Source organism: Tahibacter sp. (assembly GCF_035481375.1).
Lineage (GTDB): Bacteria > Pseudomonadota > Gammaproteobacteria > Xanthomonadales > Rhodanobacteraceae > Tahibacter.
The window spans coordinates 1-11,994 of the sequence record NZ_DATIGT010000265.1; the positions used below are offsets into that span (position 1 = coordinate 1).

Here is an 11,994-nt window from a genome sequence, read left to right on the forward strand (position 1 = left end):
GCCGTCGGGCGTCGACAGGCCGACGATGTTGGCCCAGATGCGCACGTGGTCCGAATTGCCGCCGGTGATCGCGATGCCGCCCCAGTTGTTGTTCGGATCGTCGAACGCGATGCCCGATCCGCCGCGGTTGTGGCCGACGATGTTGCCCGGTCCGATCACCGCGCTGAGCTGCACCGGGTTGGGCACCGGGTCGCCCGCCGTCGTGATGCGCGCATCCGACACGCGGATGCCGCAGAGCGAATTGCCGAGGTCCGTGATCGGGTTGAGCGGACTGAAGCCGACGAAATTGCCGGCGACGAAATTCGGGAACGGCACCTTGCCGGTGGAAATGTGAATGCCGTCGGACAGCGGCGACGCGTTGTTGCCGGCGATGCGGTTGTCGATGCCGATGAAATTCAGATAGGCCGACGAGTTGATCAGCACGCCGTGGCTCGCGCTGTCCTGACCGTTCGGAATCGCGGCCGTGCCGGCCGCATTGAGCCCGATGATGTTGTCGAACACGACGTTCGTCGCCGTGTACTGGCCGAAGATCTCGATGCCGTCGCCGTCGTTGCCGGAGATCACGTTCGTGACGATGCCGTTCGGCGCGAGCGCCGGCGCCGCGCCCGCGACAAACGCGAGAATCGCGGGCAGGTCGGCCAGTTCGCCCGGCAGCGGAATGCCGGAAAGATCGGGAATGTCGCCGTCGGTGATGTCGGCCGAGATCGACACGCCGTCGCCGCCGTTCGGCGATGCGGTGCCTGCGGGATTGAGGCCGATGACGTTGTTGAACACCACGTAGCCGTGGCCGTCGATCGAGATGCCGTCGCTGACGCAGTTGTGAATGACGAAGTTCTCGACGCGCGAGTTGTTGGCCTGCGGCACCAGCGGATTCGGCGACTGGCCGCCGCCGCCCGGCGACGAAAGATTGAAGCAGCTGTTCGTTCCGTTGCCGTCGATCTCGGCGCGGCCTCCACCGAAGGTGCCGTCGATGACGACGCGCTCGGTCGCCGCCGGCAGGCTCTGCGCGAGCGTGACTTTCGCGCGGCCCAGTGTGATGCGGTCGAAGCCGGCCGTCGCATTGGCCTGCTGCAGCGCGGCGTGCAGCGTGCAGCCGCCGCTGCCGGTGTCGCAGGCGTTGTCGGTGAGATCGTCGTCACTCGCCGAACCGTCGAGCGTCACGTTGAATGTCGCCGCGGACAGGGGCAGGGCGGCGCCGGCGAGCACGACCGCGGCGAGACGCGGTAATGTACAAATGCGCATAGTGGAACTCCCTCGGGCGGACGCTGCGAGGTTGCGTCCGCGTTGTCCAACGCAGTCGCGGGCGCAAAGCGAACAGCGGCGAGGGAGCGGCTGCGCCGGATCGGCGCAGCGAAACAGCGGTCAGCCGATCGAAAGAGGACGCGCGGCGCGCGCTGTGCGAGGCCGGCGGACGGCGCCGGCGGCGAGGTTGGCGAGCGCCGCGACGATGACGAGCCCGGCCGACGGCAGCGAACCGGCGCTCCAGAACGCGTCCTGCCGATCGGCAACGGTGGCGACGGTCGACACGAGCAATGCGGCGCCGGGAACGAGCTGGAGCACCCAGCGGCGCCACGACCAGTGCTGGCGTCCGTGGCGGCTGCGCCACCAGAACGGTCCGGCCAGCATCGGGAAGATCAGACCCAGCGCCGCGGCCCAGGGAAACAACAGGCCGAGCGGCGAACCGAGCAGTACGAGTTCCGCGCCCGATGCGCCGATGACCAGCGCGAAGGCCGCATCCCAGCGACGCGCGTGATCGGCCTGCGGATGACTCCAGGCCGCCGCGCAGGTGAAACCCGCGACGGTCAGGCAGAGCAGAGCGAGCAGCAGCACGGTAGCCATGCGGGCGAGTCTCCGCGGGCGCGATGACAGTCAGACGACAGCGCGGCGACGGTTTCGTTGCCCGCGGCCGAGTCCGCCTCGATCCGGTTTCAGAACGCGCCGCGGTTCTTGCCCTGCCACGGTCGGTAGAACTCGCGGATGCGCGCGATGTCGGCATCGCGATCGTCGGTGAGTTCGAACACCGGACCGATGCCGATGGTTTTTTCGGGATAGTGGAAATAGATCGTCATCACCGGCACTCCGGCCGCGCGCGCGATCTGCCAGAATCCCGATTTCCACTTCGTCACGGCCTTGCGCGTGCCTTCGGCGGCAATGCCGAGCCAGATCCGGTCGCTGCCTTCGAACCGCGCGACCATCTGCTCGACGACGCCATGCGCGGCGCTGCGTTCGATCGGAATCCCGCCGAGCCGGCGCAGCAGCCAGCCGAGCGGCCCGCGGAACAGTTCCTTCTTCGCCATGAACGACGCGTCCAGACCGACGGCGACCTTGAACATCAGGCCCCAGACGCCGTCCCACCACGACGAATGCGGCGCGGCGACGAACACGAGCTTGGGCAGATCCGGAAACTGGCCGACGAGTTTCCAGCCGCAGGTCCGCAGCAGCCAGCCGAAGAAGCGGCGCACCGGCGACTGCGGCGACTGCGGCATCTGCGGCGGCAGCGTACCGGTGTAAGGCAGGCCGTGGTCGCTCACTCGTCCTTCCAGCTCTTGGAGCGCTCGCGCTTGTGCGCCGAACGCGTCTTCTTTTCCTGCAGCCGGCGTTCCTGCGAACCCTTGGTCGGCTTCGTCGCGATGCGCTTCTTCGGCACGATGGTCGCGGCACGCACGATTTCGGCGAGACGTGCGCGCGCATCCTCGCGGTTGCGGCCCTGGTCGCGGAAGCGGTTCGCCGCGATCACGAGCACGCCGTCGTCGGTGAGCCGGCGGTCGCGGCGCGCGAGCAGGCGCTGACGCACCGTCTCGGGCAGCGACGGCGACCGCGCGACGTCGAAACGCAGCTCGACCGCGCTGGCCACCTTGTTCACGTTCTGCCCGCCCGGGCCGGACGAGCGCACGAAGCTCTCGCTGAGCTCATCGTCGGGAATGCGGATCTGCGGCGTCACCTCGAGCATGGCGGCCTCAGTCGCGGAAATTGTCGAACTGCAGCGGCATCTCGATCTCGCTCTTGCGCAGAAACGCGATCGCGACCTGCAGGTCGTCGCGCTTCTTGCCGCTGACGCGCAGCTGGTCGCCCTGGATCTGCGCCTGCACCTTCAGGCCAGCGTCCTTGAGCAGCTTGACGATCTTCTTCGCGAGCGTCTGGTCGATGCCCTGGCGCAGCGTGACCTTTTGACGCGCCGCGGCAAGATTGATCTCAGGATCGGCGGCCTCGGCGCAGCGCACGTCGATGCTGCGCGCCGCAAGTCGCTGGAACAGGATTTCCTGCATCTGCTTGAGCCGGAATTCGGCGTCGGCGCGCAACGTCACGACGCTTTCGGCCAGTTCGAAACTCGCGTTGGCGCCGCGGAAATCGAAGCGCTTGTCGAGTTCGCGATTGGCCTGGTCGACCGCATTGGACACTTCGTGCGGATCGAGCTTGGAAACGATGTCGAAGGAAGGCATGGCGCCGGATTGTAGCCGGGCCGGGGCACGCTTCGTGCAACCCGCGTTGGCTGCGGTCCGGCCCGGTCCGGCCGGCCAGCCCCGCGAGTACACTTTGCGGACGCACCGCGCGTCAGGGGGAAACGCCGCATGCGGAATACGCCAGCCCGTCTCGTCGTCCAACGCAGCCGCCTGCGCGGACCGATCCTGCTTGCCTGCCTGCTCGCCGCCGCGCTGGCGCTGCGCGCATGGCTCGCGGCGGATCCGGTGCCGGTTCCGCCGGCGAATCGTGCCGCCGCTTCGCCGCCGGCGCGCGCCGCGTCCATCGCGACGCCGGCCGGACCGCTCGAATCGTTGCCGGACTCGCATCCGGCGACCGTCATGCTGCAGCCCGGCGCGACGCGGCGCTTCGCGCTGCCGCCGGCAGGGCGCCCGCCGCTGCGCGTGCGCGTGATCGAACAGGGCATCGACGTCGACGCCGAGCTCGTCGTCGGCGAGGCCGCGCTGCCGTTCGCCGACGACGACATCCTGCGCATGGGCGAGCACCGTCTTGCTATCGCCGGCGATACACCGCCGCGCGAACTGCGGCTGCGTGCGCCGCGTCTCGGGTCGCCGCCGGGAGCGGTGAAGGTCGTCGTCGAACCGGTTCCGGCGGACGCGGCCGCCTCGCGCGCGTTCGCGCTCGATCTCGACGAAAGCGCGCTCGCGCAGCGCTTCGCCGATCGCAAGCGCCGGCGCGAGCCGGCGACCGCGGAGCTTGCCGCTGCGCTGTGCACCGCGCGCCGTCAGGCCAGCGACGACGACGGCTATCTGCGCTGCGTCGGGCTGCAGGAACGCATATTCGGCGCGCAGTCGCAGCGCGCGGCGGCCGTCATCGCGATCGAGCGCGCGCTGCCGCTCTGGGAACGGCAGAGCGACCGGCGCCGGCTGGCTTCGGCACTGAACAACCTCGGCATGCACCACTACCACGACGGCGACAGCGCTGCGGCGATTGCACCGCTCAAGCGCTCGCTCGCCGCACTGGACGGCGTCGACGACACGCTGCTGCGCGCGCTCGTGCAGAGCAACCTCTGTCTGGCGGGCCAGGTACACGACAGTGCCGAGGCAACGCGGCAGTGCAACGAAAACGCGCTCGCGCTGTCGCAGGCGAGCGGCGACGGTCCGCGCATCGCGATCGCGCTCAACAATCTCGGCGGCGCGCACTGGCTGCTCGGCGATACCGACAGCGCCGCCGCGCGGTTCGAACAGGCCGCCGCGCTCTCGCAATCGTTCGCCGACCGGCGCGGCAGCGCCGATCCGCTCAACAACATCGCGCTCGTGCAGCTCGCGCGCGGCCGGCTGTCCGATGCCGTGCGCGGCTTCGAGCGCGCCGGCGCGGCCTATGAGGACGATCCGTTCGGCCAGGTGCGCGCGCTCCGCAACCAAGGCTCGGTGCAGGGACTGCTCGGCGAGACCGCGCTCGCGGTCGATCTGCAGCAGCGAGCGCTCGATCTCGTCGCGCGCGTGAACCGTCCCGACGAAACCGTGGCCACACTGACGCGGCTCGCCGAGGCGCAGCTCGACGACGGACGACTGACTGATGCGCGCGCGACGATCGACCGCGCGATCGTCGCGGCGCAGGCCGCGGCATCCCGGCCGCAACTCGTCGTCGAAAGCCGCCTGCGTGCCGCGCGCATCCTGCGGCGCAGCGGCGCGTTCGACGCCGCGTTCGCAACCGCGCAGCAGGCATTCGACGCGAGCGAAGGGCTCGACCGCAAGAACCTGCGCGAGCGCGCCCGCGTCGAACTCGGCCTCGGCGAACTGCGGCGCGGCGGCGCGGCGCAGGCGCAGCGCAACGCCGAGGCGGCGCTCGCATCCGACTGGCTCACGCCGGTGCAGCAGATCGACGCGCAGACGCTGCGTGCCGATGCGCTGCGCGCGCAAAAGCGCGGCGCCGACGCCGAAGCCGCTTACCGCGATGCGATCGCGGCGACCGAGCGGGCCGGTTCCTATGTCTACGATCTCGAGCAGCGCGCGCTGTTCCTCGCCAGCCAGCGCGACGCGCAGATCGGCCTGATCTCGCTGTTGATGGAAGACGTCGACGCGCAAGGCCGTCATCGCCGCGCGGCCGAAGCGCTGCAGCTCAGTGCCGCGTTCCAGGCACGCAGCCTGCGCAGCCGGCTCGATGCGATGCCGCTGCCGGCGGCGACCGACGCCGCTGTCGCATCACAGCGCGAACGCGCGCTCGCGCAACTCGCCGCGTTCGCACTGACGCGGTGGCGGCATCAGGAGACCATGACGGACGAACGGCGCCGCCGCATCGACGCCGACATCCGTCGCGTCGAGGCCGAGCTGCGCGCACTCGACGCCACGGCCGGCGTCGAGCCCGCGCGCTCGGCCGCACCGCTGGAACTCGCGCAGCTGCAGCGCGCGCTGCCCGACGACGCGACGCTCGTGGTGTATCGGACGCTGCCGCGGACCAGCTATGCCTGGGTCGTGCGTCGCGACACCTTCGACGCCGTCGCGCTCGCGCCCGAGGAACAGCTCGCCGCGGCCGTGCGGCAGGCGCGCGCCGCGCTCGGTGCCGACGGCGCAGCGAGCCGCGACTGGAAACGCGATCTCGCGCTGGCCTGCGAACGCATCTGGCAGCCCATCGCCGCACAGGTCGTCACGCGCCGCGTGCTCATCGTCAGCGATACCGCGCTCGACGGGCTGCCGTTCGCTGCCTTGCGCTGCGGCGACGCGCCGGCCTATCTGCTCGAACGCCACGAACTCGCCCTGCTGCCGGCAACCTGGCTGCTGCTGCGCGAACCGCTGCGAGAGGCGCCGCAGGATCCCTCCGCGCTGCTCGTCGGCGATCCGGTCTACACGCGCGACGATCCGCGATTCGGCGGACCGGCGCCGCTCGCAGCGGCGGACGCCGTCGCACTGCGTGGCGCGACCGGCCGCCTGCGCGGCAGCGGCGAGGAAGTGCGGCGTATCCGGGCGCGCCTGGGCACGCTCCGCAGCACGCTGCTCGACGGCTTCGCCGCGAACCTTGGTTCTGTACAGAATACAGCAATACACACCTTTTCCATTATGCATTTCGCAACACACGGAACCGGCGGCGGCGCCAGCGGCGCCGGACTCGTGCTGTCGCTGTTCGACGCGAGCGGCAAGGACATCGACGGATTCCTCTCGGCCCGACGCATCGGCGCGAGCCGCCTGCCCGTGCCGCTCGTCGTGCTCGGCGCCTGCGATACCGCGAGCGGTCGCGCGGTCGCCGGCGAGGGTACGTTCGGCGTCGCGTATGCATTCCTGCAGGCCGGTGCGCGTCATGTCGTCGCGACCCTGTGGCCCGTCGACGACGCGGCCATGCCCGAACTCATGGATCGCTTCTATGTCGATCCGCGGCTTGCGGTGCTGCGTCCCGCACAGGCGTTGCGACAGGCGCAACTCGCACTGCTCGAACAGTATCCGCAGGCCAATCCCGCACTCTGGGCCGGCGTCGCGGTCTGGGGTTGGTAAGCGAAATCGTCGTCACGACAGGTGAGATGTTGCTCCCACTGCGTGCAGTAGGTGATCCGCAGGGCGATCCCTGCGTTCAACCAAATGCCGCAGTGAGGGGGCCTCATGGCACTGACAACGTTTCAAGGCAATTACACGATCACCCATTCGATCCTCAATCCCGACGCCGTCTGTATCGAGCAAGGCGACGTCATGCAGATCCTGCTCAAGGACCATCCGGTCACGGGCGTGAAGATGTTCGACAAGTTCGACCTGCAGACCGGCAATCTGCCATATGAAATTGCGTGGAAGAACGCGACGAATGTCGCCTACGACGCCGCGCACGATCAGCTGGTCGGCACGATCTTCACGCCGGGCCCGCTCGATCCCGAAGACAAGCCCACGTTCATCGAACGCGCGTTCTGCATGAGCCTCGCGGGCGATCCTTCGCAGCGTGCCAACACGCTGAACTGCTACGTGAGTCCGTCGGTCACCGGCGCGAGCCCCGATCCCGACGACGGCTCATGGGCCGGCGACGTCGACTGACGCGCACGCCGCGGCGGGCTACTGCAGGAGCCCGCCCCTCCGACAACCCCCGGGTTTCGCGCAGGAATCCTCCCGCCGGTCGCCGGGACTTCGCACTGAAACCCGCGCCGCGATAGCAGGGTTCGCGCCGAAGTCCGCGCTTCGATAGCGGGGAACTTCCATGTCATCGTTCTCGACGGCCGTCGCGCTCGCGACGCTGCTGGCGGCACTGCTTTGCCCATCGTCCGGCGCCGCGCAGCGCGGCGATCCGCTGCAATTCCACAATGAACGACTCTGGAAATCGATACGCGCACCGGCCGACGGCCCGCCACAGCCCGCGGACCCGGTGATCGTCGCGGTGCTCGACGGTCCCGTGCGCGCCGACCACGAAGACCTGCCGGACGTCGTGTTCATAAGGCCGCGCCTGCGCGATGCCGCCGGGCACTGCGCCGTCGACGACTGCTGTCCAAAGATCGCCGCGCCGGCCGCGAACTGGCACGCGACGCGCGTCGCCGGCGTCATCGGCGCAACGCGCGGCAACGGCAAGGGCACGGCCGGCATCGCGCCGGTAGGCTCCATCGTCTCGATCGTCACGCACCTCGCCGGCCGCGACGGCGAGATCAACCTGGCATCGGCCATCCACTGCGCGATCGACTACCGCGACGCCGCCGGTCGCCGCGTGCGTGTCGCGAACATCAGCATGGGCAGCGTGCAGCGCCCCGCGACGAACGCCGTGAAAACCGCGCTGCAGCGCGCGGCGGCGGCCGATCTGCTGATCGTCGCGAGCGCCGGCAACGACGGCGACAACATCGACACGATGCTGCGCTGGCCCGGGTCGCAGAACCTGCCGAACATCGTCACGGTCGAGACCCGTCGCTACGACGGCCGCCTTGCCCGCAGCGCGAGCGAAGGCTTCGGCACGGTCGATCTCGGCGCGCCGGCACCGATGGCGTACGAAAGCGACGGCCACAGCCTCTGTGCGCCGAGCACGCCGCTGCGCAGCTCGTCGAGCTGCAGCGGCGACTACGGCAGCTTCGAACAGAGTTCGGCCGCGACGGCCGTGGTCTCGGGCGCCGCGGCACTGATCTGGAGCGATCGCCGCTACGCCGGCTGCGATGCCGCGCAGATGCGCACGCTGTTGCGGACGAGCCGCAGCCACTGCCGCCGCGGATACAGCCGCAGCGAGAAAGGCGAGGCCGAGGTCTGCATGCTCGATCTCGCGTTTTTGTCCGAGCCCGGCGTAGTCGAGGGGACGTGCGGGCGATGAGCAAGCAACGGAAAAGACCAGAGGGTAGTGTTCAGGAACCAGAGGTGCTCGTTCGCTGGTCCTCTGCGCTGCCCTCCGGCGCTGCGCGAGAACGAGAGGGTGGTGCCGGGGAGCCAGAGGTCCGCTTTCTCTGGTTCCGAAACACCACTCTCTAGTTCTTCTCCAATGCGCTTCCCCAGCCAAACGCCGCAATCACCCGCTGCCAGCTCGCGTCGAGCGGCGCTTCGATCGCGATGCGCTGCTGCGTCAGCGGATGATCGAAGCGCAGCCGCCAGGCGTGCAACAGCAGGCGGTGCATGCTCCAGTGAATGCGGAACAGCCGGTTGTGGTCGCCGCGGCCGTGGGTGGTGTCGCCGATCAGGTGATGCGAGGCGTGCGCGAAATGGCGCCGGATCTGCTGGTAGCGGCCGGTTTCCGGCGCGACCGCGAGCAGCGCGTAGCGCTGTTGCGGATAGCGGCCCATTTCGACAGGCACCTCGACGGTCGCGAGCCGGCGCCAGTGCGTGCGCGCTTCGCGCAGAGGACCCTTGAGGCTCGCGCCGCTCAGCGGATGATCGATGCAGCCGCTCTCCTCGGGCCAGCCGCGCACGACGGCGAGATACTCCTTGCCGACGCTGCGCTCCATGAGCTGGCGTCCGAGGTCGGCGGCGATCTCGCGCGACTTCGCGACGAGCAGCACGCCGCTCGTCGCGCGATCGAGACGGTGCGCGAGATACAGCGTGCCGTCGACCTGCGCGCGCAGCCGGTCGATCACGTAGTCCTCGTCGGCGCCGACGAGATTGCTGCGGTGGACGGCGAGCCCCGGCGGTTTGTCGACGACGACGAGCGCGTCGTCCTCGTAGAGCAGGTTCAGCGACATCGGCTTTCCCGGTCCGATCAGCGCGACGCGGGCACGCCCATCTCCGCGAGCAGCCAATGCGCGGGATAGACCTTGTCCATGAGCCAGCGCAGGTAGCGCAGGTCGACGTGGACCGCGCGCTTGTAGCGCGGATCGAACCACCAGCTCGCGCTGACCGACTCCCAGTTGCTGTCGAAGTTGAGGCCGACGAGTTCGCCGCGCGCATTGAGCACGGGCGAACCGGAATTGCCGCCGGTCGTGTCGAGGTCGGTCAGGAAATTCACGGTCTGCGTGTTCAGCGCCGGATCGGCGGTCGTGCCGAAATCGCCGCGCGCGATCGCCGCGAGCAGCGGCGCCGGCGCGTCGAACGGGTCCTTGCCGGTGTGCTTCTCGACGATGCCGGCCACGGTCGTGACCGGGCGATAGTCGACGCCGTCGCGCGGACTGAATCCGGCGACGTGGCCGTAGCTGACGCGCAGCGTCGCGTTCGCATCCGGAAACAGCGGCTTGTCGCGTTCGCGATACCAGCGCTTGAGCGCAGCCATGTAGGCCGGGCGCAGGCGCAACAGCTCGCCCTCGCGCTGCTTGCGTTCCTGTTCCAGGCGCAGCAGCGCCGGCTGGATCTTCGCCGCGAGCGCGAGCATCGCGTCGTCGCTCGCGCGCACCGCTGCCGGTTCCGCGCCGAGCTTGGACAGGCGGAATGCCTCGTCGCCGAGCCGCGTCGCGCCGTAGATGCGCGCGAGCGTCGCCTGCGCCGTGTCGGCGTCGGTACCGAAGGCCGCGTCGAATTCAGGAATCCGCTGCGCGGGCGGCAATGCGCGATAGCGGCGCAGCAGCTCGAGCACCAGTGCCTGTTCCGTGCCGGCCGCGTAGCGGCGCTGCACCTGCTTGAGCTGCGCCTCGATGAGATTCTCGTCGCGCTGCTGATAGCCGGTCTCCCGCTTGGGATCGGGCTTGCCGCGTTCGAGCGCGAGGCGCTGCAGGCTGTTGGCCGCACGCAGCAGCTGGGTCTGGTTCTGCATCAGCGTCAGCAGAAGATCGCGCTCGCGCGTGGCCGAGGCCTGCCTGAGCAATGCCTCCACACCGGTAATGTGTTCCAGCGTCGCGGCGCCGTCGAGGCAGCGCTCGCCCTTGCGGCAGCGCGCATCGCTGCGGCCGTCGTGGCGCAGCCACGCGAGCATGGCCTGCTCCGCCTCGGCGCGCTGGCGCTTCGCGTCGCTGCGCAGCAGGCCGGCGAGTTCGCCGCTGAAGCGCTTGCTGCCGTTCTTGAGACTCGCGAGCTGGCTCGCGTATTTGACGGCGGCGTCCTTGTCGCGCGCGCCCTCGCGCTCGATCACCGCGATCAGCGCGTCGAGCGCGTCGACGTTCGCGGCGAGACCCCAGTCGATGCGCTCGGCGAATTCGCTGGCAAGACGATGGCGATACGTGATGCCCGGATAGCCCGCGAGCATTGCGAAGTCGCCGTCCTTCGGACCGTCGCGGCTGACCGCGAGATGGCCCGGCGGACGATACGGCCGGTTGGCCGCGTCGTAGTCGGCGGGCTTGCCGTCGGTGCCGACATAGGCGCGCAGCAGCGCGAAATCGCCGCTGTGGCGCGGCCACATGAAGTTGTCGATTTCGTCGCCGTACTTGCCGATCGCGCCGGGCGGCGCGTAGACCAGGCGCACGTCGCGCAGTTCGACCTGCTGGATGCGATAGAACTCCGCGCCGTAGTCCATGTTCGCGACGCTGCAGCGGCGTCCTTTCTGCGCTTCGCATTCGGCGACGATGGCCTTGCCCGCGGCGTCGATCGCGTCGAAATACGCCAGCCCCTTCTTGCCCGAGGCGGCCGCGAGCACGCGGTCGGTCACGCGGTCGAAGCGCTCGGTCACGAGCACGCGGAAATCCGGGCTGCCGCGCAGTTCGCCGGGTTGATCGGCTGCCGCGAAACCCTGTTCGAGCAGGTTGCGATCCGGCTTGCTGTTGTACTGGATCACGCCGTAGGCGACGTGGTGGTTGGTCACGAGCAGACCCTGGTCCGAGACGAAGGCGCCGGTGCCGCCGCCGGCCTTGACCACGGCGTTCAGCGGCGCGGCGGTCAGGTCGGCCAGTGCCGCCGGATCGCCTTCGAAACCGGCGGCGCGCAGCTGCGCCGCCAGCTCCGGCAGTTGATTCGCCATCCACATGCCTTCGTCGGCCGCGGCCGGAACGGACAGGAGCAGGCCGAGGACGGCGGCGAGGCGGCGACGCAACACGGGCATGGCGGGGTTCCGGATCCGGGACGGTCCGCCACCATAGCAACCCGATTTCGGTGCCGGTAGTGCGATCAGATCGTCACGGCGCGACCATTGGGCCAGCGCATCGCCGGCAGCAGACGCACGGCGCTCTGCAGGTCGCCGCGCTCCAGCGCCGTGACGAAGGCGCTGCCGTCGTTCAGCGTCAGCAGCCGCGCGCGCGCGGTCGCCCAGGCGCGATCCGGCGATTCCGTGCCGTCGAGATAG

Annotated in this window: 10 protein-coding genes; 3 read left to right on the forward strand and 7 right to left on the reverse strand. The window is 69.6% G+C overall.

The annotated features are described in order from the left end of the window. The 5 genes from VLF18_RS17255 to VLF18_RS17275 all read right to left on the reverse strand — a co-directional run. A partial coding sequence (locus tag VLF18_RS17255; RefSeq protein WP_325280867.1) for a hypothetical protein occupies positions 1-1,242 on the reverse strand: 1,242 nt, incomplete at its 3' end. 120 nt (positions 1,243-1,362) lie between these two features. Next, positions 1,363-1,839 carry a hypothetical protein gene (locus VLF18_RS17260; protein ID WP_325280868.1) on the reverse strand — a complete coding sequence of 159 codons (477 nt, stop codon included), beginning with the start codon at positions 1,837-1,839 and terminating at the stop codon, positions 1,363-1,365. A gap of 89 nt (positions 1,840-1,928) precedes the next feature. Then, on the reverse strand, positions 1,929-2,486 hold the full coding sequence (locus VLF18_RS17265) for a lysophospholipid acyltransferase family protein (RefSeq protein ID WP_325280876.1): 558 nt from the start codon (positions 2,484-2,486) through the stop codon (positions 1,929-1,931). A 41-nt stretch (positions 2,487-2,527) separates the two neighbouring features. Further along, positions 2,528-2,950 carry an alternative ribosome rescue aminoacyl-tRNA hydrolase ArfB gene (gene arfB, locus VLF18_RS17270; protein WP_325280869.1) on the reverse strand — a complete coding sequence of 141 codons (423 nt, stop codon included), beginning with the start codon at positions 2,948-2,950 and terminating at the stop codon, positions 2,528-2,530. 7 nt (positions 2,951-2,957) lie between these two features. Then, positions 2,958-3,440 carry a YajQ family cyclic di-GMP-binding protein gene (locus VLF18_RS17275; RefSeq protein WP_325280870.1) on the reverse strand — a complete coding sequence of 161 codons (483 nt, stop codon included), beginning with the start codon at positions 3,438-3,440 and terminating at the stop codon, positions 2,958-2,960. A 129-nt stretch (positions 3,441-3,569) separates the two neighbouring features. Here VLF18_RS17275 and VLF18_RS17280 point away from each other — a divergent pair, with 129 nt between their 5' ends. The 3 genes from VLF18_RS17280 (at position 3,570) to VLF18_RS17290 (ending at position 8,676) form a co-directional block, all read left to right on the forward strand. Further along, positions 3,570-6,905 carry a CHAT domain-containing tetratricopeptide repeat protein gene (locus tag VLF18_RS17280; RefSeq protein ID WP_325280871.1) on the forward strand — a complete coding sequence of 1,112 codons (3,336 nt, stop codon included), beginning with the start codon at positions 3,570-3,572 and terminating at the stop codon, positions 6,903-6,905. 105 nt (positions 6,906-7,010) lie between these two features. Beyond that, positions 7,011-7,430, forward strand: a complete 420-nt coding sequence (locus VLF18_RS17285) for a hypothetical protein (RefSeq protein WP_325280872.1) — start codon at positions 7,011-7,013, stop codon at positions 7,428-7,430. 160 nt (positions 7,431-7,590) lie between these two features. Then, positions 7,591-8,676, forward strand: coding sequence for a S8 family serine peptidase (locus VLF18_RS17290; protein ID WP_325280873.1), 1,086 nt, complete (start codon positions 7,591-7,593; stop codon positions 8,674-8,676). A 151-nt stretch (positions 8,677-8,827) separates the two neighbouring features. Here the strand turns inward: VLF18_RS17290 and VLF18_RS17295 are convergent, their stop codons facing one another. Both VLF18_RS17295 and VLF18_RS17300 read right to left on the reverse strand, forming a co-directional pair. Continuing rightward, positions 8,828-9,535 (reverse strand): pseudouridine synthase, encoded by a 708-nt coding sequence (locus VLF18_RS17295; protein ID WP_325280874.1) that lies wholly within the window; start codon positions 9,533-9,535, stop codon positions 8,828-8,830. Between the two features lie 17 nt (positions 9,536-9,552). Continuing rightward, positions 9,553-11,754: a S46 family peptidase gene (locus VLF18_RS17300; RefSeq protein ID WP_325280875.1), complete on the reverse strand. Its 2,202-nt coding sequence runs from the start codon at positions 11,752-11,754 to the stop codon at positions 9,553-9,555. Positions 11,755-11,994 lie beyond the last annotated feature (240 nt).